The organism is Rhodopila sp. (assembly GCF_035548095.1).
In the GTDB taxonomy this organism is placed as follows: domain Bacteria; phylum Pseudomonadota; class Alphaproteobacteria; order Acetobacterales; family Acetobacteraceae; genus Rhodopila.
On the sequence record NZ_DASZUV010000015.1, the window covers coordinates 1 to 25,043 of the forward strand.

Sequence of the window (25,043 nt, forward strand, 5' to 3'; positions counted from 1 at the left end):
CGACTGGCCCGAGCGTACCCCCGTCACAGACGCCGAGGTGGACGTATTCGAGGCATGGTTCGGCGATCTATTCGACGAGTTCTTCGGACCGTGCCGATGATCTGACGAGGAGACACCTGCCATGATCGTGCCGCTGCGCGCCGCCCTTTATCTGCGCGTCTCGACGGCGCGTCAGGCCGAGCACGATGTCTCTATCCCCGACCAGCGCCGCCAGGGCGAGGCCTACTGCCAGGCGCGCGGCTATCAGCTCGTCGAGACTTACGTTGAGCCCGGCGCAACGGCCACCAACGACAGGCGCCCCGAGTTCCAGCGAATGATGGAGGCCGGCACGGCCAAGCCGCCGCTGTTCGACGTGGTGATCGTCCACTCCTTCAGCCGCTTCTTCCGCGACCACTTCGAGCTGGAGTTCTACGTCCGGAAGCTGGCGAAGAATGGCGTTAGGCTCGTATCGATCACGCAAGAGATGGGCGACGATCCGATGCACGTCATGATGCGGCAGATCATGGCGCTGTTCGACGAGTACCAGTCGAAGGAGAACGCCAAGCACGTCTTGCGCGCGTTGAAGGAGAACGCGCGGCAGGGCTTCTGGAATGGCTCACTGCCACCGATCGGTTACCGCGTCGTCGCGGCCGAGCAGCGGGGCGCGAAGGTCAAGAAGAAGCTCGAAATCGATCCGTTGCACGCCGACACCATCCGGCTGATCTATCGGCTCGCTTTGGAAGGCGACGGCACGAGCGGCCCGATGGATGTCAAGAACATCGCGGCGTATCTGAACCAGCACCGCATCTTCACCCGCGACGGCGGGCACTGGGGCATCGGCCAGGTTCACCGCATCCTGACGCGGACGACCTATATCGGCCGCCACGAGTTTAACAAGCGCGCCAAGAACAAGACGCTTAAGCCCGTCAGTGAGATCGTCACCGTCGAAGTGCCGCCACTGATCGATCAGATAACGTTCGATGCGGCGCAAGCGCATCTGCACGCGCGCAATCCGAAGGTCACGCCGGCGCGCGTGGTGAGCGGCCCCACCCTCCTTACCGGCATTTGCTTCTGCGCCGATTGCGGCGGCGCGATGACACTCAGGACCGGGAAGGGAGGGCGATATCGCTACTACACTTGCTCGATCAAGGCGCGGCAGGGCGAGACCGGCTGCAAGGGCCGGTCGATCCCGATGGAGAGGCTGGACAACCTTGTTGCCGAGCACATCGCCGATCGCTTGCTCCAGCCGGAGCGGCTCGAGGAGGTGCTGGCGTCAGTCCTCGACCGCCGGCAGGAACGCGCCGAGCGCCGCCGCGAACACATTGCCGAACTGAACAAGCGCGCAGCCGAAACAGACCTGCGGCTCAAGCGGCTCTATGACGCCATCGAGGCCGGCGTCGCCGATCTTGACGACCCGGCGCTAAGAGAGCGCGTCGTGAGCCTGAAGGCGATCCGCGACCAGGCGCAAGCCGACGCCGCGCGTGCTGCCGCGATGCTGGAGTCGTCGGGTCAGCAGGCGATCACGCCACAGATGGTCCAGAAGTTCGCCAGGACGGCACGCGAGCGGATCAGGATCGACGGCGGCGGCTACCGTCGCGACCACCTCCGGGCGCTCGCCCAGCGGGTCGAGGTCGCCGACCGCGAGGTCCGCATCATCGGCTCGAAAAGCAATCTGCTTCATACGCTGACCGCCGCGGCCGGCGTAAAGCCGGCTGCTTCCGGCGTTCGCAGTTCTGTTCTGAAATGGCGGAGAGAGAGGGATTCGAACCCTCGGTACGCTTGCACGTACACACGCTTTCCAAGCGTGCGCCTTAAGCCGCTCGGCCATCTCTCCGCGGCGGACACGTCCAATAGCAGCACTGCGCCATCCATGGAACCCCGCAATCTCGTGGCGCCCGCACCGCGTCACGCTCCAGCCGGTGAGTCGATGATCCGCCGGAACAGTGACAGCTGCCCGGCCGTCGTGTCGTCCCAGCTGAATGGCTCCGCATACATACGCGTGGCCGCGCGGGCGGGCAGGGCGGCGAACAGCCGGCGCACGCCCTCGGCGATGCCCTCCGGCGTGTTCGGCTCATAGATCACCCCGGCCGCCGGCTCCCGCACGACCTCCGGATTGCCCCAGATATGCGCGGCGACCACCGGCGTGCCGCAGGCCATCGACTCCAGCAGCACGTTCGCCCAGCCTTCGCGCGACGAGGCCAGCACCGACGCATCTGCCGCGCCATACAGCGCCGGCAGCTCCCGATGCGGCCGCGACCCCAGCAGGCGCACCCGTTCCCGCAGCCCATGTGTCGTGATCAGCGCTTCCAGCCGGGGTCGTTCCGGTCCCTCGCCGGCGATCAGCAGGGTGAAGTCCGGCAGCCGGGTCATTGCCTCGATGGTGCGGTGGTGGCCCTTGCGCTCGATCAAGCCGCCGACCGAAATCAGGGTCGGTCCGGTCAGGCCCAGAGTGGCGCGCGCGGCGGCGCGGTCCACCGGCGGCCGGAACAGCTGGGTCTCAACGCCATTGCGTAGCACCGTCACCTTATCGTCCGGCGCGCCCAGCTCCACCAGCACCTGCTTCAACGAGCCGCTGACCGCGATCAGCGCCGAGGCTCTGCGGATCGCGTCCCGGATCAGGCGGCGGGGCAGGGGGTAGCGGGGAATCAGGTTGACGTCGGTGCCGCGCGCCGTGATGACCACCGGCAGGCCGACCTTGGCACCGATCCAGGCGGCGGCAACGCCGTCGGGATAGACATAATGGGCGTCGATCGCATCGAACCGGTGCCCCTCCGCCAGCAGGCGCCGCACCACCGGCAGCACCGCGCGATACAGCAGCCAAGGCGCAGCCGACATGCCGACCTTTGGGATCACCGGATAGCGCGGGTGCAGGATGTCGATGCCGTGCCGGCTCTCGGCGGCCGGCACGCGCGCATGCACCGCCCAGTCGCCGAAGCGGTCATGCCGGCTGGGAAACCAGGGGACGGGCGCCACCACCAGGCTGGAGGCGCCGCCGCTGGCCAGCAGATGGCGCAGCCGGTTCTCCACGAAAATGCCGTGGTTCGGCCGAGCCGCGTTGGGAAACAGAGTGGAAAAGGTCAGCAGGCGGACCGGCTTGAGGTCCGCCGCCGCCCGTTTGGTCCGGTCGATGGATCAGGAACCTTTGGCGATGGCGTCCAGAAGCTTCTGCGCCTCTTGCTTCTCCTTGAAGTCACCCTTGGCGTTGGTGACCGTTTCCAGCTGTTTTTTGGCCTCGTCCCTGTTGCCGGTGTCCTTCAGGGCAACGCCATAGTGGTAAACGATGCGCGGATCGCCGGGGCTTTCGATCGCCGCCTGCCGCAGCAGCGGCAACGCCTCTCCGGATTTGCCGCCGGTGGCCAGGATCCAGCCCAAGGTATCCGCCGTTTGCGGACTGGGCGCCAGAACATAGGCCTTGTGCGCCATCGTCTGGGCTTTCGCGTCCTGACCCAGCTGCTGATAGACCCAGGCGAGGTTGTTCAGCGCGACCGCGTCATAGGCCTTCTGCGCCAGCAACTGCTCCAGCAGCTTTGCCGCGTCTGGGTATTGTTGCGAGGCGATATAGATTTCGGACAGCTGCTGCTTGGCCAGCGTGTCGTCCGGGTGGCTGCCGATCCAGTCCTGCAGGAACTTCGTAACGTCCGCGGTCTTGCCGGCCCGCAGCATCGCAACCGCCAGACGCTGCGCCATCGCCGGGCTCGGTGCCGCCTTCAGCGCGTCCTGATAGGCCTGAATGGCGTCGACCGGGCGATTGGCGGCCATGTAGATATCGCCCTTCAAGCTGCGCAGGTCCTTGAACTGCTGATCCTGGGCGACCAGACGATCCGCCGTCGCCAGCGCCGCGTCCACACCGGTCGCCTTCAGGTCGATCATCACCAGATCCTGGTAGAGCTGGTAGTTGCGCGGGTTCGCCGCGATCCCCGCGTTGATCACGTTGCGGGCGCTGTCGAAGTCGCCGGCTTCCAGCATCAGCGCGACCAGCTGCCGCCGCGCGCCGACAATATTCGGATCCTGCTTCAGGATCTGCTCATAGGCTTCGCGCGCCGCCTTTTTCTGGCCCAGGCCCAGCAGGGCGGCCGCCTTCATGCTGCGCACCTCCACCGAGTCCGACTGCGGCGGCTTCTCGGCATTGGCCAGGTCGAGTGCCTTCTGCGGATCGTTGGCGCGCAGATACGCATCCGCCAAGGCGGCGGTGACGCGCAGATTGGTGGGATCGGAGGCGTGTGCTTTCTCCAGCAGGGTGATGGCTTCTTTCGGCCGGCCGGTCTGGTGGTACACGCCTGTCATGATTCCCAGCGCGGGCTCCGCCGTTGGCTGCTTGTCCAGGATGTCGTTCAGGATCTTTTCGGCCGTGGCCTGGTCGCCCATCATCAGGTCGGTCCGCGCCAGGTTGACCTTGGCCGGGATGAAGTCGGGCGACTTCTGCAGGATATCGGAAAAGATCTTGTGGGCGCTCGCGTAATCCAGCTGTGACAGCTTGAACAGGCCGTCCAGGTTGGCGACCACGTCGGTATCGCCCTCGGCCTTGCGGATCTTGTCCAGCGCGTCCTGGACCTTGGCCGCGTCACCCGTCGCGAGAGCGGCAAAGAACAGGGCCTCGCTGACCGCCGGCAACTTGGGCGCCAGCGAAAGCGTGTGCTCCAGATCGCCCATCGCAGCGACCGGATCGCCCATGCCCATGCGCACCGAGGCGAGGCGAGTCTGCAGGCCAATATCGTTCGGCGCCATTGTCTGCGCCTTCTGGAACATCTGCAGCGCCTCGGACTCGCGGCCGGCGGTGGCATAGGCGCGGCCCAGAAGGTCGTAGGTCTCGACATCGGCCTTGCCGGATTCGGCGACTTTCGACAGCGTATCGATCACCTGGTCCGGACGGTGCTTGGCCAGTTGCAGCCGAGCCAGCACCTTGTAGGCGGCAAGATCGTTGGGGGAGCGGGCGAGGTATTTCCGCGCCGCATCCTCGGCCTGCTCCGTCTGGCCAAGCTGCTCCTTCACCAGGGCCAGCAGGTAATAGGCGCGCTGGATGCGGCCCAGATAGCCGCTGATGCGGTCCAATGTCGCATCGGCCGCCTTGAAGTTCTTGCCCTGCGCCTGCAGCACTGCCAGCAGGTACAGCGCCTGCACGTTGCCGGGCGTAGCCTTCAGCACGACTTCGATATCCGCCTGTGCGGCATCCGCCTTGCCGGTGGCGAGCTCCAGCGCCGCTCGATCGAGCCGCGCCTGGATGACACTGGGCTGGTCCTTCACCAGCCCGTCCAGCAGTGCCAGCGCGCCGGCGGTATCGCCTTTGGCGCGCAGGAACTGCGCCTTGGTCAGCAGTGCCTCGGCCGATTTGGGCTGGGCGGCAAGCGCCCTGTCGATCTTCGCCATCGCGGCGGTCAGGTCGCCGCGCGCCGCGGCGAACCGGGCGTCGGCCAGCAGCGGCTCGACCGCGTTCGGGGCCGCCTGTTCGGCCTCGGCAAAGGCGCGCTGGGCGTCATCGTTGCGATGCAGGCCGATCAGCGCATAGCCCCGGCTGGTGAGGACCGCGGCATCCAGCTGCGGGTCCTTGCCGTCGGGCTTCAGCGTGTCCAGCACTTGCTGGAACTTGCCCTGCGTCAGCATCGCCTGGGCCAGCAGCGGCACCACCTGGCGCGGATCGAAGCCGCGGTCGCGCGCCGCCATGGCCTCGCGCTCCGCGGCCACGGGATCGCCGAGCTCCAGCGACACGCGCGCCAGCCAGTAATGCGCCTCAGCGTTTTGCGGATCGGAACGAACGGCGTTGCGCAAATCGATCTGGGCCGATTTCAGGTCGCCCTTCTTCATCGAATCGCGTGCGCTGGACAGATAGTCCGCGTGGGCGGCAATGGGCCACGCGGCCAGCCACGCGCCCATCATGATCCAGCCGAGTGACCTGAAACGCATCTTCTTGTTCACCCTTGAACGGTTCCTACAGGGTCGAGTCATCCGATACCGTGCCGGTCTCCGGCACGCCAGAGGCGTCGGTGAGCAGGCCGTGAGCCTCCATCAGCCCGTACAGTGTCGGCCGGCTGACCCCCAGAAGGCGGGCCGCCACGGCCATCGTGTTGTTGCTGCGGGCCAGCGCGTTCTGGATCACCTCGCGCTCCGCCCGCAGTCGCGCGGTGCGCAGATCCAGGTCCGGCAGCTCCGGCTCCTCGGCCTCCAATTCCAGATCGGCGGCGTCGATCATGCGGTTTTCGGCCATCACCACCGCACGCTTCACCCGGTTCTCCAGCTCCCGCACATTGCCGGGCCAGTCATGCGCGTTCATCGCGACGACGGCGCGTTCGGTGAAGCCGCGGATGCCCCGATTGAATTCGCGATTGAAGCGATTGAGGAAGTAGCTGGCCAGCAGGCTGATATCGCTGCCACGCTCCCGCAACGGCGGGATGCGCACCGTCAGGGCGTTCATGCGGTACAGCAGGTCGCCGCGGAACAGCCCCTGCTCGATCTTCTCGTCCAGGTCGGCGTTGGTGGCCGAGACGATGCGCACGTCCACCTGGATCTTCTGCCGGCCGCCGATCCGCTCGACGATCTGGTCCTGCAGGAAGCGCAGCAGCTTGACCTGCAGCGGGTACGGCAGGTCGCCGATTTCGTCCAGGAACAGCGTGCCCTTGTTGGCGCTCTCGATCTTGCCGATGGTCTGTTTCACGGCGCCGGTGAACGCGCCGCGCTCATGGCCGAACAATTCGCTTTCCAGCAGGTTCTCGGGGATCGCGCCGCAGTTGATCGCGACGAACGGGTGCTTGGCGCGCGGACCCAGATCGTGCACCGCGCGCGCCAGCGCCTCCTTGCCGGTGCCGCTTTCGCCCAGCAGCAGGACGGGGACATTCGCGCTCGCCACCTTCTCGATATCGCGGCAGACCTTCAGCATGGCCGGATGGGCGGTGATGATATTGGTGACCGGCGAACTGGCGGGCATCGCGCTCAGGCGCCGGTTCTCCTCCTCCAGGCGGAACAGGTGGATGCCGCGCTCGACGATCGTGCGCAACGTATCCAGCTCGATCGGTTTTTCACAGAAATCATACGCACCCAGCGCAATGGCGCGCAGCGCGTGCTTCCGGTCGCCGTTGCCGGTGACCACGATCACCTTGGTGCGCGGCGCCAGGCGCAGAATCTCCTCCAGCGTCGCGAATCCCTCGCTGACGCCATCCGGATCGGGCGGCAGCCCCAGATCCATGATCGCCAGCGGCGGCGCATCGCGCTTGACGGCGGCGACCGCCTGCGGCCGGGCATGCGTGATCAGCACGTCATAGCCGGGGAAGGCCCAGCGGTATTGCGAGGTCAGCCCCTCATCGTCCTCGACGATCAGCAGCTTGGGCTTGTTGGTCCGGCTGCCGCTCATGCTTCGACCGCCGCCTGCGTGGTGGCGCCTGGCTGCACCAGGGGGATGATGACCCGCATCGTCGTACCCTGGCCGGGCCGGCTGATCACCTGCAGGTCGCCGCCGACCCCCCGCAGCAATTCGCGGGACTGGTAGGCACCGATCCCATGCCCGCCCTTGGTGGTGCGAAATGGCCTGAACAGCGAATCGCGCACGAATTCGGCCGTCATCCCCGGGCCTTGATCGACGATGTCGATGACCAGCGTCAGTCCCTCCCGCCGGATGCCGATGTCGATCGCGGTCCCGGGCCGCGTGGCCTCGACCGCGTTGTCGAGCAGGTGGTCGATAACGGCATCAAAACTGTCCGGGTCGATCGCGGCGCCGGCGCCGTCGCTGTCATCCAGCAGCCGAACTTCGCAGTGCGCGGTGGCACGACGCAGCGCGACCACCTGCCGCAGGCGCGCGCCGGGTGTGATCAGTGAATGGTCGCGTTCCTGCCGTTCCACCTGCAGGCGCGACAGCAGGCGTGAGATCTTGCCGACGGACGCCCTGACCGTCGCCAGCATGTCGCGCTGGAACTCCGGGTTGTCAGCATGAATCTCCGCATTGGTCAGAAGCATGGAAAGCTGGCCGGACACGTTCTTGATATCGTGGATGACAAACGCAAAACGCTGGCTGTAATCCCGCAGTTGTTGTGTCTGCGTCAGGACTTGCGTGGCACGTTGCTCCGCCACACGGCTGGCGATTTCGCGGCCAACCACTCGTAGCAAATCGAAGGCTTCGCGGTCTAGTTTGAAGTGTGCACGCGACCGCGCCAGGATGATGAAACCGATCAACGCGCCCGCATGATTTAGCGGCACCGCCAGCCAGGCCCGCGGCAGTTCCGCGACCGTCAGCGCCTTGCCATCATCGGTATCCAGCCGGACGATCGTATCGCCATCACCGAATGCGGCGACCAGCGCGTGGCCGGGCGGCACCGGCGCGACCACGGCAGGCATGTTCCAGCTCCCCGCCCATTCGAACGCCACGTTCTGCGGCGCCCGTACAAATAGCGCGCCGGCCGGGCTATCCACCACCTCGGCCGCCGCCTTGATGGCGCGCCGGGGCAGGGAGACAAACGCTTCGGGCGCCGTCAGCGTGTCGATGCAGCGCATCCACTCCTTTCGATAATCGTAGCGGTGGCTGTAGAAATTATCGAGCACGATCGAGCGCATGCGGGAGCGTGCGGATCCCGAGGTCAGCAGCACGCCGACAATCAGCACGGCGGCGAAAATCAGCGAGATCTCCAGCACCCGGCCCCATTCGTTGCCGCCCCGGCGGAACGCCTCGCCGATGATCGCGACGGCAACGAGGAAGATGCCGCTGGCGACCAGCGTGAAGCTGTGGAAGGCGACGTCGCGTGACACGTGGATGTCGATGGCCCAGCGCCGGTTGCGCGCCGCGGCCATGACCAGCAGCGGGGCCGCCATGATGGTGACCGGCGCGCGCGCCTCCAGCATATCCAGCGACAGCTGGCGGAACAGGACGGCATCGGCGTAGAGCATGATGTCGTAGACCGCCATGCCGCCCACGGCGATGCACAGCAGGTTCACGTGCCAGCGCGAGTCCGGCGGGGTGTTGAGATAGAGGTTCTCCAGCAGCAGGATCGTCGCGACCGCCAGCCCCAGATGCAGCGCGGTCACCAATGAAGTCAGGCTGGCGGCGGAATTCCCGGCTAGCAGGTCCAGCAGCGGCGTGCCGCACACCACGATCAGCGCCAGCAGGCCCATCGTGGTGAAGGCCCTGGTCAGTTGCTCACCGGCCTGGATGGTCCGTCGATAGAGGTGCAGGACGAAGCCGTACCAAGCCGCGGCCTTGGCGATCTCCATCCAGCCGGCGAGGCGGAACAGCTCGGTATTCCAGGCAGCGGCGAGCGTCAGCGCCCATACCGCGGTACACAGGCAAGCCAGCGCCATCCATGCCCCGGTGCGGCCCAGCGGCGGGCGCAACAGCAGCAGCACGGTGACCAGCGCGTATACCAACGCGCAAATGGCGTGCAGCATCACCATTGCGGGGGGAAATAAGGTCATGGTCCCAGCGGCAATCGCACCCCAGGGTGCAGCAGGTCCAGAGAATTCGGGTGGCCGTCGCGCCAGGTAGGCGTCGCGCCAGTGGTTGGGCAAGACGTCCGGAGAAGCATCTGACCGGATCAGCCCGGCGCCATCAGCCGCGTTCGGCGATCAGTGCCGCGATCAGCGTGCACCCTCGCGGAACAGCACGACACGGATGGTGTCGATCAGGATGTACAGGTCCAGCAGGATACCGCGGTTTTTAACATAATAGAGGTCATAGGCCAGCTTTTCCCACGCGTCCTCGACCGACGCGCCATAGGGGTAATTGACCTGCGCCCATCCCGTGACGCCGGGCTTCACATAGCTGCGCTCATGGTAGAACGGGATCGCCGCGGTCAGCTGCTCCACGAAGTGCGGACGTTCCGGGCGCGGCCCGACCAGGCTCATGTGCCCGAGCAGGACATTTACCAGCTGCGGCAGCTCGTCGATGCGGGAGGCGCGGATGAACCGGCCGACGCGGGTGACGCGTGGATCCGCCTGCTGCGCCCATTTCGGGCCGGCTGCTTCGGCATCCACGGTCATCGAGCGGAATTTGCACAGCGTGAACAGGCGTCCGTGCTGCCCGACGCGCTGCTGGCGATAGAATACCGGACCTGGCGTGTCAGCCTTGATGGCGATGGCGGTGACGACCATCAGCGGCAGGGCGAGGATCAGCAGGATCAGGGCGAAAGCGATGTCGAAGCCCCGCTTCACCACACGGCCCAGCCGGGAGTCGGCGAAGCCGGTGCCGAAGGCAAGATCCTCGGCGCGGAGGGAGCCAGGCTCGAGCCGGCCGAGCAGACGTTCCTGCGCGGTGAGGTCGTTCAGGATGGCGATGCCGCGCAGCTTGCAGTCGATCAGGGTCGGCAAGGCGGCCACGGGCGCGGCGCCGGTGACGACGACGGTGGTGATATCCTGCTCGCGCAGTCGGTCGAAGGACAATTGATCGGTGTCGCCGATCACCACCTCGAACCGGCCGCGACCGAGGCGGGACAGGCGGCTGCCGGTCGCCGCCAGCTGTTCGGGCTGGCCCAGCAGCAGGATGCGACGGACGGGGGCGGAGTGCCGCGCGAGCACGCCGAGAACGGTGCGCGACGAGGTCAGGACGCCGACCCAGATCGCCCAGACCACGAGGGTGGTGCCCAGGTCATAGCGCGGGCCGCCCAGCACCGTGGACACCGCCGAGACCAGCGGCAGCGCCAGCAGGCCCGCCGCAAGGGCGGTGATCAGCAGGCTTCGGCAGCTCAGCACCGGCTCCCCGGAATGGCCGTGCGGCACCAGGGTCGTAGCGCCGATGGCGAAACAGAAAGTTGCCGCGAGCGCATTGCATAGAGCGACCGGGGCCTGCGGTCCTTTGGCTGAAAGAGCCAGGAGCAGATACACAAGCAGAAATGTCAGGAGACACTCGGTCAGCACCAGTGCGGATTTGGCTCGGGGAAGGTAGTGCAAGATTGCCCGCCCCATTGGAAGGTTAACCTCCTGCGTTCCCCACAATAATTCTTTCCTGGAAATCGAAACGAATCAGCCATCCCCGAAGGGTGTGTCTGCCTCGATATCGAAATCCCGACGGAGAGAATAGCTGCATCCAAATGAATGCCTCTGAAACTTTTCAGAGCATGGAACGGGACGACAGGTCAATCAAATTGCGACGCTGATTGCCTGAATGGGCATTTTTGTCGCTTTTTGCAGGCGTATCGCAAATTTGATGCGTACCGAAGGTAATATTGCGATATGTATCAGGCACTTTGGGGCGCAAGGAATGGAAATATACAATCAGAAGTGGTATCCAGCTGGTGTCTGGCCTGGCAGGCGGGTTTTCCCGCATTACAATTGATGTCTTCGTTGAACTGGCTTAGGCAGGATGTTATAGGCCGCAGCAATATCGGAACAGCCGGTCCGCAACGCGTGGGCCACTCCAATAGGGTCTGTGTAAAGCAGTGCGCCGGGGAGCGTGACGCGGAAGCGGCCCGGCCGGGACTCAAAATAACCGGGGGCGACGTCGCGGACCGTGCACGGACTATCGTGGAACCTGCCGCATCGGGCGTTGATCCAGGCCTGTGGAACGTTAGTGCAATTCTCGAGGTTCGCTTGACGGATATGGTTAAAGACGCGCCGAAAGGTCTGGCCAGCTTGGTCCTTCGCTGCCTTCTCGGGACATTTCTGGTGACGGTCGCGGCCTGCGACCGTCCGCTGGGCGGCACCGCGCCGCCACCCAGGATCGATCCGGCCGAGGCGAAGGTCCCCGACAACTACATCATCGGATCCGGGGATCAGCTGTCGATCTTCGTATACCGCAACCCGGACCTGAGCGAGGGTGGGGTGGCGGTGCGGCCGGACGGCAAGATCTCCACCCCGCTGATCGAGGATATCCAGGCCGCCGGCAAGACGCCGACCCAGCTGGCGCGGGAGATCGAGCAGCGATTGAGCAAGTACGTGCAGGAGCCCAACGTTACGGTGATCGTGCGCAGCTTCATCGGCCCGTATGACCGTCAGGTGAAGGTGATCGGGGAAGCAACGGATCCGATGGCCATCGCCTATCGCGATCACATGACCCTGCTGGACGTGATGATCGCCACCAAGGGCCTGACGAAATATGCCGCTGGCAACCGCGCCGTGGTGGTGCGGACGGAGCCTGACGGCACCCAGAAGATCATCCATGTCCGCCTGTCGGACCTGGTGAAATACGGCGATATCGACCAGAACATCGAGATGGCGCCCGGCGATACGCTGATCATTCCGCAATCGTGGTTCTGAGGACCGGCGGTTCATGGACTCGGTACGTCTTCTTGTATCCCAGTATCTCCGCGCCGCATGGCGCCGGCGTTGGCTCGGCGTCATGGTCGCCTGGCTGGTGTGCGGTGTCGGCTGGGTCGGGGTCTATCTGATCCCGAACCAGTACGAGGCATCGGCACGTCTGTTCGTCGATGCGGATGCGGTGCTCACGCCGTTGCTGCGTGGCCTGGCGGCCGATACCGCTGCCACCTCGCAGCTGGACATCCTGCAGCGCACGCTGCTCAGCCGGCCGAACATGGAGAAGCTGATCTCCAAGACGGATCTGGATCTGACGTTGAGCAAGCCGTCGGACCGGGAGCGGATGATCACGCGCCTCAGCAACGAGATCCGGGTGACCCCGCAGACCAAGAACCTGTTCACTATCGCGTACCGTGATACGAGCCCGAAGCTGGCCTACGACGTGGTGCAGACGCTGCTGACCATCTTCGTCGAAAGTGCCACCGGCGGGTCGCGCGTAGATATGGAAAACGCCAAACGCTTCCTGGAGCGTCAGGTGCAGTCATATGAGCAGCAGCTGCGCGCGGCCGAGAGGCGTCGAGCGGATTTCCGCAGCCGGTATATCGATATTCTGCCGGGCGACGGAAATATGCCTGCGCTGGAAGGGGCGCGGGCGGCGGTCTCCCAGACCGATGGGAAGCTGCAGGACGCGATCCTGGCACGCGACGCGCTGAAGCAGGAGCTGGAGCATACGTCACCGCTGATCACCGTCGACGCCGGAATGGCGGCCCCCGGCGGCGGCCCGGCGCCGCGCACCCGCCTGCAGGAGGCTGAGGAGCAGCTGGCCCTGCTGCTGCTGAAGGATACCGAGAACCACCCGGACGTCATCGCCCAGCGCCGGCTGATCGAGCAGCTGAAGAAGACCGGCGGCGGCAAGACGGCGGATGGCGGCAAGACCCTGGCCAATGGCCAGCGGCAGATACCCAACCAGGTCTATGACCAGCTGAAGGTCAAGATGGTCGATGCGGACACGCAGGTGATCTCGCTGCAGCGGCAGCGCGACGAGGCGGTGCGTACCCGGGATAAGCTGGAGAAGATCCAGCGCGAGCAGCCTGGCCTGCTTGCCGAATACGAAAGCATGGACCGCGACTACTCGGTGCTGCGCAAGAACTACGAGGAGCTGCTGAGCCGCCTGCAGGCGGCCAATATCGCCCAGGCGGCGGACACCCAGGCCGACAAGGTCAAGCTGCAGATCATCGATCCGCCGGAAGTGCCGCGTATTCCGGTGGCGCCAAACCGCATCCTGCTGGTCACCGCCGTGCTGATCGGCGGCCTGGCGGTCGGGCTCGGGGTTACCATCCTGCTCAGCCAGTTCGACACCTCCTACTCCACGGTAGATGAGCTGCGCGGGCTGGGGCTGCCGGTGCTGGGCGGCATTTCCGTCCTGGGACTGGCCCCGCTGCGCAACCGGCTGATGATGGTGGCGCGCTTCGGGGCCGCCGTGGCGGTTCTGGTCTGTATTTATGGAGGACTGCTGATTCACATTCTACGAACCACGGCATTCATCTAGTGTCGCGGAACCCTGACCAGCCGCTTGGTTTCGTGTGTGGACATAGTCGCGTGTGGCCGTGGCGCGGTGCCCTTGTGGGGCGCCAGCCGGCACCGTCATCGCGACGGCAAGGAATTTCGATCAGATGACGACCCCGACGGGCTCACTGAAGACACCCCACCTGGTTGAGCGTGCCGCCGAAAAGTTGCTGCAATCCGGTTCGCTGGACGATTCCGCCGCGCAACTGTTGCAAGCCAAGGGCAGGGACGCCGCCCCGGCCGCCTCCCGATCGTCCCTGTTCGCCCCGCTGCCGGCTCCATCCGGCTCGCCGCGGGGGGAAACACCGGTCGAAGCGGTCGCTTACGCCGGCGACAGCGTGGCGGACCTGGCCGATCGTCCAGTGGATCGCCCGATCGATCACCCGCAGGGGCCGCTGCTGGGTCCAGCCGCGCCAGAACCGGTGACACCGGCACCGGTCAGCCCCGTGGCCGCCCCCGCTGTCACCCGCACGGTGGACCCGTCCGGCGCGCTGCAGGCGATTGCCGAGGTGGACGCACTGGCGTTGGAGCGTGCCGGGATGGTCGACTGGTCACGGACGCGCAGCCGCATCTCCGAGGAGTTCCGGCTGGTGCAGCGGCAGATTCTGCGGGCCGCGTTCGGCCCCGGCGCCGAACCCGGCTTTTCCAACCTCCTGATGGTCACCAGCGCCCGGCCGGGTGAGGGCAAGAGCTTCATGTCGGTCAACATGGCCGGCAGCATCGCCCGCCAGGGCGACAACCAGGTGTTGCTGGTCGATGCGGACTCGAAGCGCGACTCGATCTGCTACAGTCTGGGCCTTGCGCAGTCCCGCGGCCTGCTGGACCTCGCCGCCAACCCGAAGCTGGACCCGGCCAGCCTGATCATCCGCTCGCCGATCGAGAAGCTGACCATTCTGCCAGTGGGGCGGGAGCGGGAGCGCAGCGCGGAACTGTTTTCCACCAAGGAAATGACCCGGCTGATCCAAAGCCTGGGGCGCCGCTATGCCGACAGGCTGTTGATTCTGGACGCGCCGCCCTGCCTGTCCACCTCGGACCCGGCGCTGCTGGCGCAGGTGGTTGGCCAGATTCTGTTCGTGGTGGAGGCCGACCGCACCCAGCGTGATGAGATCGAGGCATCGCTGGACCTGATCCAGGCCTGCCCCACCATCACCCTGGTTCTGAACAAACAGCAGATTTCGTCCCGCTACACCTTCGGGGCCTATTCGTCCTACTATTCGTCCTAGGCGCGGCATCGGGGGGATGGGCGCCAGACCACAAGCAAGGCCGAGGATCGCGGTGGGACAAAAAAACAGCGCCAGAACGGTGCGCTCGCTAGCGCTTGGGGCCAGCATGCTGGCCCTTCCGCTAACCGAGGCAAAGGCATTTCCCTTTGTCGATCCGACCAACCAGGGTGTCGGGCCGGTGCCCGGCGGCACCGAACTGGCGGCGCCGGACGCACAGGATCTGGCGCACCAATTGCAGTTGATCAACGGACCCCTGGTGGCGCCGGCCGGCGGTTGGGCCTTCCAGCCACGGATCGACGCGCAGTTTATGCTGACCGACAACGTGTATCAGGTGAATGCACCGCGGCAGTGGGACTTCGTCACCAATTTCGCGCCGGGCTTCACGCTCGCGGGCGATATGTCCCACCTGCAGACCTATTTCACCTTTCAGCCGACGCTATCCATCTACGCCAACGCCTCCTCGCTGAACGCACTGACCCAGCAATACACCGGCACGGCACTGGCCACCCTGGCGGACGACCTGCTGTATCTGGATGTCAGGGCGGTTTCGGGCGTCAACAGCGTGTACGGCGGGCTGGGTGGGTTGGGGGGTGTCGGCTCGACCGCGGTCGCACAGACTTCGGCCGCCAATATCAATGGTGTCGGCAACACCATGGGCCTCAACAAGAACAGCCAGATCCAGAACAGCAGCCTGACGATCTCACCCTACCTGCTGCGCCGGCTGGGCGATTGGGGCACGGTCAAGCTGGGTTACTCGTTCGGACTCAGCCACTCCGACGCGCTGACCGGCTTCGTGGCCTCGCCGTTTCCGACGGGTGGGGCAAACCAGCTGACCTATGTGTCGAATGAGGAGTATTTCCATTACGACACCGGGGACGCGCTCAGCCGGCTGCAGTACGGGTTCGACGTCGATCTGACGCAGGCACGCACGATCACCGGCGATACGTTTTACGAAACGGTGACAGGCCAGCCGCAGATCGGCATCGGAACCGGCAGCTACAACAACAAGAACTACTATGTCACCAATCGGGTTTCGTACCAGGTCAACCCGACGATCCAGGTGTTCGCGACCGGCGGCTGGGAATACATCGATTACGGCAACAGCCTCTACAAGTCGATCAACGGTCCGACCTGGAGCATCGGCACCACACTGACGCCGGGGCCGGACACGTCACTGACCGCGAGCTACGGCTATATGAACGGCTATTATTCGGCCAATGTGGTCGGGTACTACAATGTCACCGCGCGGACCTCGGTGAACGCGTCCTATACCAGTCAGCTGGGCACACAGTTGCAGTACCTGCAAAGTCAACTCAATCTGGCGTCCGGTCCGAACATGACGAACGCGGCGAACGGGGGGCAGCTGTTCGTCGCCAACAACCTGTTCGGTCCGCAGCCAGGCGTCTATCGCTTCGACACATTCAATATCGGCGCCCAGACGACGCTGAACCGCGACATCATCTCGGCCAGCGTGTCCTGGAGCAAATCGACGCAACAAGGGGTCGGCGCCGCGCCACCAAGCTATGCGACGTCGTTCACCCTGCAATGGATCCACCAGCTGCAGGAGGATCTGATCATGACGATCGCGGGCGCCTTCAACACGTCGAACGTGTCAAATACGTTGACATCGTTCAACCCTGGCAACAGCCATGCGTTCATCGGCAGCGCTGCGTTGCAATATCAGATTTCTCCCACACTGGGCGCGACTTTGCGCTATTCCTTCTTCGACCGAATTTCCGATGTGAGTACCTACAGCGTGTACCAGAACCTGCTGGTGCTGGGCATCTCGAAGACATTCTGATGGCAGTCGTGCAAAGGCATCGTGTTCGCAAATTTCTACCACCTCTCCGGCCTGCCGTTCCTGCTGACACCCGATACCCGGTTCTTCTACGGGTCCAGCGGGCATAGCAGGGCGATCTCCCATCTCGTCTACGGGCTGTCGCAGCAGGAAGGCTTCATCGTCATCACCGGGGAAGTCGGGTCCGGCAAGACCACGCTGGTCGAGCAGCTATGGGCGCAGCTCGACCGCAAGACATATGTCATTGCACGTGTGGTGACGACCCAGGTTTCGGGCGATGACCTGCTGCGGCTGGTGATGGCGAATTTCGGCCTGGGCGATACTCCCGGTACCGATAAGTCGACGCTGCTGCGCCGGTTCGAGCATATGGTGCGCGACCAGCGCAAGCAGGGCCGCCGCTGCCTGCTGGTGATCGATGAGGTGCAGAACCTGTCGGTGCCGGCGTTGGAGGAATTGCGGATGCTGTCGAACCTGACGGTAGACGGCAAGGCCAGCTTGCAGACCATCCTGCTGGGCCAGCCGCAGTTCCGGCCGATCATGGCCAGCCCGGACCTCGACCAGCTTCGCCAGCGCGTCCTGGCCTCGTTCCACCTCGGTCCGCTGACGGAAGCCGAGACGCGGCATTACATCGAGCATCGGATGCGCACGGTCGACTGGCAGGGCGACCCGGCGTTCGAGGAGTCAGCCTTCGTCGCCATCCACCAGCACAGCGGCGGCATTCCGCGGCGGATCAACACGCTGTGCTCCCGCGTGCTGTTGCTGGGTGCGCTGGAGGAGAGCCACACGATCACCGCCGCCATGGTCGACACGACCGCCGAGGAGCTGAACCGCGATCTGGGCGCCGAGCTGACGCCGGGGCGCCCGCACGCTGGAGCCAACGTGGCAAATGGCTATCACCCGAATGACCGCAGCCGGGGGGACGATTCGCTGGATGAGTTGACCCGGCGGGTGGAGACGCTGGAACGCCACGCCTTCCGCCAGGACCAGGCGTTCCGCCGTGTGCTGGACCTGCTGGAAGCGAACGCGACAGGGCGCTCATGACAGCGATCCGCAACGCCATGACCGTGGATGTGGAAGATTATTTCCAGGTCCAGGCCTTTGCGCACCGTGTCAGCCGAGCGGACTGGGACGGGTTCCCCTTGCGGGTGGAGCACAGCACGCAGCGGATTCTGGACGCTTTCGCCCAGGCCGGCACGAAGGCGACCTTCTTCACCCTCGGGTGGGTGGCGGAGCGGTTCCCTGCGTTGATCCGCCGCATCGTGGCCGAGGGTCATGAACTCGCCAGCCATGGCTGGGACCATACGCGCGTCTTCACCCAGACGCCGGATGCGTTCCGCGCCGATATCCGGCGCGCCAAGGCCGTGCTGGAGGATCTGGGCGGCACCGGGATCGCCGGCTACCGTGCCGCGACCTTCTCGATCAACGCGCAGACGATGTGGGCCTATCCGATCCTGGCTGAGGAGGGGTACCGCTACAGCTCGTCCATCAACCCGATCCGCCATGACCTGTATGGCATGCCGGACGCCTCGCGGGAGCCATTCTTTCCACAGCCGGACGGCGTGATCGAAATCCCCATGACCACGGTCCGCCTGCTGGGCCGTAACTGGCCCTGCTCCGGCGGTGGCTATTTCCGGCTGCTGCCGGATGCGATCTACCGCGCTGGCCTGGGCCGGGTGAACCGCCAGGGCATGCCCGGGATCTTCTACTTCCATCCGTGGGAGATCGACGCTGATCAGCCGCGCATTCCCGATGTCGGGTTGAAGTCCCGATTGCGGCATTACACTAACTTGTCGCGGATGGAAGGCGGGCTGCGCGCCCTGCTGCGCGACTTCACCTGGGACCGGATGGATCGCGTCTATGCCGCCGTGCTGGCCGATCCCCCACGCGCCGCCGCGCCTGCCGACGTAATCCTGGCCACGACGGTCTGAGGGGTCGGTCATGTCCGTCACCATTCGCCGGCTGGAAGACGGTTCGCGCGCGGCCTGGGACCGCTTCGTGGAGGCGACGCCGGCGGCGACCTTCTTTCACCGCACCGGCTGGGCCGACGCGGTCCAGCGGGCGTTCGGCCATACCCCGCATTACATCTTCGCTGAACGTGACGGCGCCGTCACGGGTGTCCTGCCGCTGATCCGCGTGCGGACGCGGTTATTCGGCGATACGCTGATTTCCAACGCGTTCTGCGTCTATGGGGGCGTGGCGGCCGTCGATGACGACAGCGCCGCGGCTTTGGTCGCCGAGGCCGAGGCATTGCGCGAAAGCCTGGGCGTCAGCGCGGTGGAACTGCGCGATCGCGAACCGGTGACGGAAGCGGCGCGCGGCCGGGGCTGGATCGAACGGCCGGACCTGTACGTCACGTTCCGGAAACCGATCGACGCCGACAATGAGAAGAACATGAAGGCCATTCCCCGCAAGCAACGGGCGATGGTGCGCAAGGCGATTTCCCTGGGATTGACCTCGGTGGTGGGCACCGATGCCGGCGCGTTGTATCCGGTCTATGCCGAAAGCGTGCGCAACCTGGGTACCCCGGTCTTTTCCCGCCGGTGGTTCGATACGCTGATGGCTGTGTTCGGCGAGGATGCCGATATCGTCACGATCCTGAACAAGGATCGGCCGGTCGCCTCGGTGATGAACTTCTATTTCCGCGACGAGGTGCTACCCTATTATGGCGGCGGCACATCCGAAGCTCGGGCCTGCGCCGCCAATGATTTCATGTACTGGGAGGTGATGCGGCGTGCCGCCGATCGCGGCTATCGGGTGTTCGATTTCGGTCGCAGCAAGATCGATACCGGCGCCTTTGCCTTCAAGCACAACTGGGGCTTTCCGGACGCCAGGCTGCATTACCGGTTCAAGCTGGCGCCGGGGCAGGGCATTCCCGATCACAACCCGGCCAATCCGAAATATCGCCTGTTCATCAAGGGTTGGAAGAAGCTGCCCCTGCCGGTGGCCAACGCCGTCGGTCCGTTCATCGTCCGCGGTCTGGGGTAGGGCACATGGCGAACCTGCTGTATCTGACGCAGCGCCTGCCATATCCGCCGATCAAGGGTGAGAAGATCCGGCCGCTGCAGATCCTGAAATACCTGGCGCAGCGCTATGATGTGTATGTCGGCTGCCTGATCGACGATCCGTCGGATGAGCAGCACATCCCCCCCATCCAGGCGATGGCGCGGGACATCCATGTCGCGCACATGAATCGCCGCAGGGCCAGGATCACCTGCCTGACCGGCCTGCTGACCGGCGAGTCCCTCAGCGTCACCTTCTTTCGCGACGCCGGGCTGACACGCTGGGTCCGCAACGTGGTCGAAACGGTCCGGCCCGAGGTCATCTTCGTCAATTCCGGCAACATGGCGCCCTATATTCTGGACCTGCCGCGCACCGGCCTGCGCCTCGTCGATCTGGCGGACGTGGATTCCGAGAAATGGCGTGCCTATGCCGAAACCACGGCGAGGCCGATGCGCTTTGTCTATCGCCGCGAGTGGCGCAAGGTAGCGGCGCTGGAGCGCCGCATCGTTACAGAATGCGATCTGTCCAGCTTCGTGTCCGACGCCGAGGCGGACCTGTTCAAACGCCTCCATCCGGACTGCGTGGCGCGGATTCGCGGCGTCAGCAGCGGGGTCGATCATCGTTATTTTGATCCCGCACAGGATTTCGATCCGGTCTATGACGTTTCGGTACCGAACTACGTGTTCACCGGCACGATGGACTACAAGCCGAATGTCGACGCCGTGACGTGGTTCGCCCGGGACATCCTGCCGCTGATCCGCCGGCATGAGCCCGCCGCCAGGTTTCACGTCGTCGGCAACGCGCCCAGCCCCGAGGTGTGGCGCCTGGCCGAGGATCCCGCGATCTCGGTTACCGGCCGGGTTCCGGATGTGCGTCCCTATGTCGCCCATGCCACCGCCGCCGTCGCGCCGATGCTGATTGCCCGCGGCATCCAGAACAAGGTGCTGGAGGCGATGGCGTTGGCGCGCCCGGTCGTGGTCACCGCCGGCGCGCTCGAAGGCATCATCGCCACGCCGGGGCGGCACGTCGTCCTGGCCGACAGCACCGAGGATTTTGCCGCCGCCTGCATCGCGCTTGCCCGGGACGGCGACCGTGACGGCATCGGCGCGGCCGCCAGGTCTCGCATCCTGGAACGCTATGACTGGAATGCCACCCTGCATGGCTTCGATGATATGCTCCGTCCCCGTCAGGCCACGGAACTGGCCAGCGCGGTGTGATGCCGCACATTGCGCCAGGCACGACTATCCGGAAACGTGAGGAGGTCCGCACCCGATGAACGCTCCGGTCCTGGCCGATACCGCCGCGCCCCGCACCGATCCCGCGTGGCGGCCGCTCGTCGCGCCGATCGGGCTCGGCCTCCTGCTGCTGGGTGTGGTGTTCCAGCAGGAAGTGGCCGCCGCGGTCCAGACCTGGATCGATTCCACCGCCTATAATCACTGTTTTCTGGTGATCCCGATCGCCATCTATCTGTTGTGGGACCGGAAGGAGGAGCTGGCGGCGCTGCGGGCGGAGCCGATGCCGGCCGCCGTGCTACTGGCCATTCCGGTCGGCGTGTTCTGGCTGATCGCCGAGAGGCTGGGCATCATGGAGGGGCGGCAGCTCGCGGTCATCACCTTCGTTCAGGTCCTGCTTCTGGCGGTGCTGGGGCGGCGGCTGTACTGGGCTTCGTTCGGTCCGCTGCTGTATCTTTACTTTCTGGTACCATTCGGCGAGTTTCTCACGCCACGCCTGCAGGATCTGACCACGTGGTTTGTCCGTCACGGACTGGCGATCATTGGCATTCCCGCTTATATTGATGGTTACATTATCGAAATTCCGGAGGGCACCTTCTTCGTCGCGGAGGCATGCGCCGGGCTGCGTTTCCTGATCGCCTCGATTGCCTTTGGCTGCCTCTACGCGCTGCTGATGTATCGCGGCACGCTGCGGCGCGTGGTGTTCATCGCGGCTTCGATCATCATTCCGATCATTGCCAATGGTTTTCGAGCGCTGGGCATCGTGGTGCTGGGCCATGTGCTGGGCAGCGCGCAGGCCGCGGCGACCGACCACGTGCTGTATGGCTGGATCTTCTTCTCCATCGTGATCCTGCTGCTGATCGCGGTCGGACTGCCGTTCCGCCAGGACCTGCAGCCGAGGTCCGTGCCGTTGCCGTCCGAGCCGCTGCGCACCGCCGCCGAGGACAGCCGGTCATCGAGGCGGGCCTATCCCAGGGGCGTGCTGGCGGCGGTGCTGGTGGCGGTGCTGGCGGCGATCGGGCCGGTGCTGACGGCTGGCTTGTCGATGGCGGCGACGCGGGAGGCGCCGGTGCCGGCGTCGATCGCGGTGGCATCCGGCTGCGGCACCGCACCCATTCCGGGCGGGGTGCCCACCGGCACGGGTGGCCAGCGCGTCGTCTGCGACGGCCTCGCGTTCGACATGCGGTGGCGTGCCCTGTCGCCCCGTTCCACCGCGGCGGCACTGATGTCGGTGCGGCGGCAGATGATCCGTCCGGTGCTGGTGGAGAATCTGAGCGAATCCTGGCTACCGCCAGTCGATGGCCATTTGTCCGCCTGGCGGATCATGCAGGCCGACGATCCGCCCTATGCCCTGGCTGTGGCGGTGTGGGTGGACGCCGCATCCGTCCGCCCCGGCCTGGCGACCAGGGCCCGCATGGCGATCGAAAGCATGACCGGTGGGCGTTACGCGCCGATGGTGATGACTGTCACGCCCGCCGTGTCCTGGGATACGCTGACCCGGTCGGAGTTGCAGCGGACGGTGGACCAGTTACGGGCGTTCCTGCGGTCCCAGCCGGGACTGGATCACGAGGTGGGGCAGGCCTCGTTGCTGCGCTGAGCCCAAAGCGGATCGACAGGCGTTACGGGGGCCGGCACAGTTCGACCCGAGGGGCGCGCATATGGGCTCCCCAGAGAGGAATATTCCGTCAAGCGGGTGTTCTGGCGGAACGTCCCGCGCGAACACGCTGGCCAAGGGGTGTGCCGATGCGGATTCTGTTCGCCAATCCCAATACGACAGTCGCCGTAACGGATCGGATCGCCGCGGTTGCACGCGCTGCGGCCAGCCCTGGCACCGAGGTTATCGCCGTCACCGGCGCCTATGGGGTGCCATATATCGCCACCAGGGCCGAAGCGGTGATCGGGGGGCGGGTTGCCCTGGAACTGCTGGCCGAACACGCGCCGGGCTGCGATGCCGCGGTGATCGCCGCCTTCGCCGATCCGGGCATCGGCGGGGCACGGGAATTGCTGTCCATCCCCGTCATCGGCATGGCCGAGGCGGCCATGCTGACCGCCTGCATGCTGGGTCGCCGCTTCTCCATCGTCACCTTCTCCACCGCCATGGGACCCTGGTACCGCGAATGCGTCGATGCCAACGGCCTGGCCGCGCGCCTCGCCAGCATCCGCTGTGTGCCTGGCGGTTTCCGCGACATCCACACGGTCGCCGAGGAAAAAGCGGACGCGCTGGTGGCTGCCTGTCAGGCGGCGGTGGCGGATGATGAGGCGGACGTCGTCATTCTGGGTGGCGCGCCCCTGGCCGGTCTGGCGGACGTGGTCGCCGATCGGGTGCCGGTGCCCCTGGTCGATGGCGTGGCGGCGGCGATGCGCCAGGCCGAGGTGCTGGCCGCGCTGAAACCCCGCAAGGCAACGGCCGGGACGTTCCGCGCGCCGGACCCGAAACCGATCACCGGGGTTCCGGCGCCGCTGGAAAATCTGTTCGGCCGGCGTGACGTTTAATCCATCGCATGCCACATCGTACGCCCTCGGCCATGGCGGTGCAGATCTCCGCGGCCGGGTACATCGGTGACGCTTTCTCATGTCCGTCTTCAAGGTGGTAGGGCAATATTTTTCGCCGGTCGGTCCGGTTGCCGCTGTTTTCTGCATCCGCCCAAGGCAGGAGGCGAGGCACGTTTGTGCGACGGTTGATCCATCCCTGATGCGAGGGTTGGTTACCGCATGACCGTGGTTCGTCGCGGAGCTGCCTCGGTCTAGTGGCGAGCGTCGGAATGGGTCCGGCTCGTAGAGCGCTCGAGGGTCAGTTCCGGCTCTACGAGCCGAAGCGGACTCCTCTGCTCTGGACGATTTCCATGATCCGTCGTGGTGCCGTTTGATGCCGGTTGCAAGCTGATGGCCTCACGATTGTCACGAATCCAGGTATAAGCAACGGAAATCGAAGGTGAATACTCGGCGGAAAATGGAGTGGTTGCGCGCGGCATAGCGTGCGTCGGCGACGAACAGGGTACGGTGGCGTCGTAAAATGACCTGCGAAAATGCCGCACCAGTGGCTCGATGCACCTGGTCTGCAACGCGGTGATGGCGGTGCGACTGGCATAGCCTGTGCCGGCGAGCACGGTCTTGGGTAGCCCGATGGTCTGTTCCATCGCCAGGATGGTGGCGGCAAAAGAGGGCGCATCGGCGGAGAGGCTCGTCGCCTCGACCTGGATCAGTCTCACGCCCAGGGGCGAGGCAGCGTCAACGGTTGGGCTAATATGTACCTTCATGTGTAAAAGTATGAACTTGACCTGACAGACGGTTCATTCCGCCGTGGTGGTGTCCGGCGCCACGACACGCCCGGATACACTTCGGTCGCAGCGCTTCTCATCATTCTCCTTTCCGGCCCATTCTTGGCGACACCGCCAGGCCGAGGAACACCATCGCCGCTTGGTTGAGCCGGCCTAGGTCTTCGTGATCCAGCCGGCCGATCCGTTCGCCGACCTTGGCTTTCGGGACGGTGGTGATCTTGTCCACCATCAGCCGGGAGGGAGAACGCAGACCGTTGCGCTCGTTCGGTTCCACAGGAAGGCGGAACAGGGGCGCATCTGTCGGGTCCGTGGTGAAGGCGCAGATCGTGATGGAGTCCGTCGCGTCGAAGCTGTCGTCCTGCACAATGACGACGGGACGAGGCTTGCCCGCATAATTCTTGCCGCCGGAGACGATCCAAATCTCTCCGCGCCTCATTCATCGTCCCAATCAGACACCGCATCGATGAACGCCTGATCCTCGGCGGCATGGGCGCTTGCCGCCACCGCCAGCGATTGCCGGTGCGCCTCTGCCCGAAAGGACGATGCGCGCACGTCGGGCACCCAAATCTGGATTGGTCGCAGGCCCTGGGCGCGCAGTCGCTCTCGGTGCTCGTGCACCTTGATCTTGGTAGGCTTCGCGCCTCGCGCCTGCGGCATGCTCGGTCCCTCAATATGGTTACATGTAACCTACCATGCGGCGCTCGGCATGAAAAGGGGATTCGATGAGGCAGTTTGGCTATCGCCAACGGGAATGTTCAGAAAATTCTTATTATACAATAGTTTGTAGGAACAGTGGCGGAACGCGTGT

The 25,043-nt window shown here is 65.2% G+C and carries 19 protein-coding genes, 1 tRNA gene and 1 pseudogene; 11 read left to right on the plus strand and 10 right to left on the minus strand.

The features are described from left to right. Nucleotides 1–121: 121 nt before the first annotated feature. Nucleotides 122–1,195, plus strand: a pseudogene (locus tag VHC04_RS23050) (recombinase family protein); the annotation flags it as partial. 204 nt (nt 1,196–1,399) lie between these two features. Here the strand turns inward: VHC04_RS23050 and VHC04_RS11850 are convergent. From VHC04_RS11850 to VHC04_RS11880, 7 genes are all read right to left on the minus strand, one after another. Continuing rightward, nucleotides 1,400–1,660 (minus strand): hypothetical protein, encoded by a 261-nt coding sequence (locus tag VHC04_RS11850; protein ID WP_325681373.1) that lies wholly within the window; start codon nt 1,658–1,660, stop codon nt 1,400–1,402. Between the two features lie 63 nt (nt 1,661–1,723). Then, nucleotides 1,724–1,813 (minus strand) — tRNA-Ser (locus tag VHC04_RS11855). Nucleotides 1,814–1,884: 71 nt separating this feature from the next. Further along, complete coding sequence (locus VHC04_RS11860; protein WP_325681375.1) at nt 1,885–3,006, minus strand: glycosyltransferase; 1,122 nt, start codon at nt 3,004–3,006, stop codon at nt 1,885–1,887. A 105-nt stretch (nt 3,007–3,111) separates the two neighbouring features. Beyond that, a complete protein-coding gene (gene prsT, locus VHC04_RS11865) occupies nt 3,112–5,889 on the minus strand; it encodes an XrtA/PEP-CTERM system TPR-repeat protein PrsT (protein WP_325681377.1) in 2,778 nt (925 codons plus the stop codon). Nucleotides 5,890–5,902: 13 nt separating this feature from the next. After that, nucleotides 5,903–7,318 (minus strand): PEP-CTERM-box response regulator transcription factor, encoded by a 1,416-nt coding sequence (gene prsR / locus VHC04_RS11870; RefSeq protein ID WP_325681379.1) that lies wholly within the window; start codon nt 7,316–7,318, stop codon nt 5,903–5,905. After that, nucleotides 7,315–9,366 (minus strand): XrtA/PEP-CTERM system histidine kinase PrsK, encoded by a 2,052-nt coding sequence (gene prsK / locus VHC04_RS11875; RefSeq protein ID WP_325681381.1) that lies wholly within the window; start codon nt 9,364–9,366, stop codon nt 7,315–7,317. The genes prsR and prsK overlap by 4 nt, the downstream gene beginning before the upstream one ends. 162 nt (nt 9,367–9,528) lie before the next feature. Further along, on the minus strand, nt 9,529–10,851 hold the full coding sequence (locus VHC04_RS11880; protein WP_325681383.1) for an exopolysaccharide biosynthesis polyprenyl glycosylphosphotransferase: 1,323 nt from the start codon (nt 10,849–10,851) through the stop codon (nt 9,529–9,531). A gap of 699 nt (nt 10,852–11,550) precedes the next feature. Between VHC04_RS11880 and VHC04_RS11885 the strand changes: the two genes are divergently transcribed. From VHC04_RS11885 to VHC04_RS11930, 10 genes are all read left to right on the plus strand, one after another. Further along, nucleotides 11,551–12,141 carry an XrtA/PEP-CTERM system exopolysaccharide export protein gene (locus VHC04_RS11885; RefSeq protein WP_325681385.1) on the plus strand — a complete coding sequence of 197 codons (591 nt, stop codon included), beginning with the start codon at nt 11,551–11,553 and terminating at the stop codon, nt 12,139–12,141. 13 nt (nt 12,142–12,154) lie between these two features. Continuing rightward, a complete protein-coding gene (locus tag VHC04_RS11890) occupies nt 12,155–13,687 on the plus strand; it encodes an XrtA system polysaccharide chain length determinant (RefSeq protein ID WP_325681387.1) in 1,533 nt (510 codons plus the stop codon). A gap of 124 nt (nt 13,688–13,811) precedes the next feature. Beyond that, nucleotides 13,812–14,927, plus strand: a complete 1,116-nt coding sequence (locus VHC04_RS11895; protein ID WP_325681389.1) for a hypothetical protein — start codon at nt 13,812–13,814, stop codon at nt 14,925–14,927. Nucleotides 14,928–15,033: 106 nt separating this feature from the next. Beyond that, nucleotides 15,034–16,728 (plus strand): hypothetical protein, encoded by a 1,695-nt coding sequence (locus VHC04_RS11900; protein ID WP_325681391.1) that lies wholly within the window; start codon nt 15,034–15,036, stop codon nt 16,726–16,728. Nucleotides 16,729–16,749: 21 nt separating this feature from the next. Continuing rightward, nucleotides 16,750–17,766, plus strand: a complete 1,017-nt coding sequence (locus VHC04_RS11905; protein ID WP_325681393.1) for an XrtA/PEP-CTERM system-associated ATPase — start codon at nt 16,750–16,752, stop codon at nt 17,764–17,766. After that, nucleotides 17,763–18,653 (plus strand): XrtA system polysaccharide deacetylase, encoded by an 891-nt coding sequence (locus tag VHC04_RS11910; protein ID WP_325681395.1) that lies wholly within the window; start codon nt 17,763–17,765, stop codon nt 18,651–18,653. Before VHC04_RS11905 ends, VHC04_RS11910 begins: the two co-directional genes overlap by 4 nt. Before the next feature lie 10 nt (nt 18,654–18,663). Then, entirely contained in the window at nt 18,664–19,710 is a 1,047-nt protein-coding gene (locus VHC04_RS11915) for a FemAB family XrtA/PEP-CTERM system-associated protein (protein WP_325681397.1), read from the plus strand. 5 nt (nt 19,711–19,715) lie between these two features. Further along, the gene (locus tag VHC04_RS11920) at nt 19,716–20,942 is read left to right on the plus strand and encodes a TIGR03087 family PEP-CTERM/XrtA system glycosyltransferase (protein ID WP_325681399.1); all 1,227 of its coding nucleotides are present in this window, start codon (nt 19,716–19,718) and stop codon (nt 20,940–20,942) included. A gap of 55 nt (nt 20,943–20,997) precedes the next feature. After that, nucleotides 20,998–22,554, plus strand: a complete 1,557-nt coding sequence (gene xrtA / locus VHC04_RS11925) for an exosortase A (protein WP_325681400.1) — start codon at nt 20,998–21,000, stop codon at nt 22,552–22,554. Nucleotides 22,555–22,700: 146 nt separating this feature from the next. Continuing rightward, nucleotides 22,701–23,450, plus strand: coding sequence for an aspartate/glutamate racemase family protein (locus VHC04_RS11930; protein WP_325681402.1), 750 nt, complete (start codon nt 22,701–22,703; stop codon nt 23,448–23,450). 251 nt (nt 23,451–23,701) lie between these two features. Here VHC04_RS11930 and VHC04_RS23055 read toward each other — a convergent pair whose 3' ends face one another. The 3 genes from VHC04_RS23055 to VHC04_RS11945 form a co-directional block, all read right to left on the minus strand. Then, nucleotides 23,702–24,166, minus strand: a complete 465-nt coding sequence (locus tag VHC04_RS23055; protein WP_408903803.1) for a hypothetical protein — start codon at nt 24,164–24,166, stop codon at nt 23,702–23,704. Between the two features lie 148 nt (nt 24,167–24,314). Continuing rightward, the gene (locus VHC04_RS11940; protein ID WP_325681404.1) at nt 24,315–24,671 is read right to left on the minus strand and encodes a type II toxin-antitoxin system PemK/MazF family toxin; all 357 of its coding nucleotides are present in this window, start codon (nt 24,669–24,671) and stop codon (nt 24,315–24,317) included. Then, a complete protein-coding gene (locus VHC04_RS11945) occupies nt 24,668–24,892 on the minus strand; it encodes an antitoxin MazE family protein (RefSeq protein ID WP_325681406.1) in 225 nt (74 codons plus the stop codon). Before VHC04_RS11945 ends, VHC04_RS11940 begins: the two co-directional genes overlap by 4 nt. Nucleotides 24,893–25,043 lie beyond the last annotated feature (151 nt).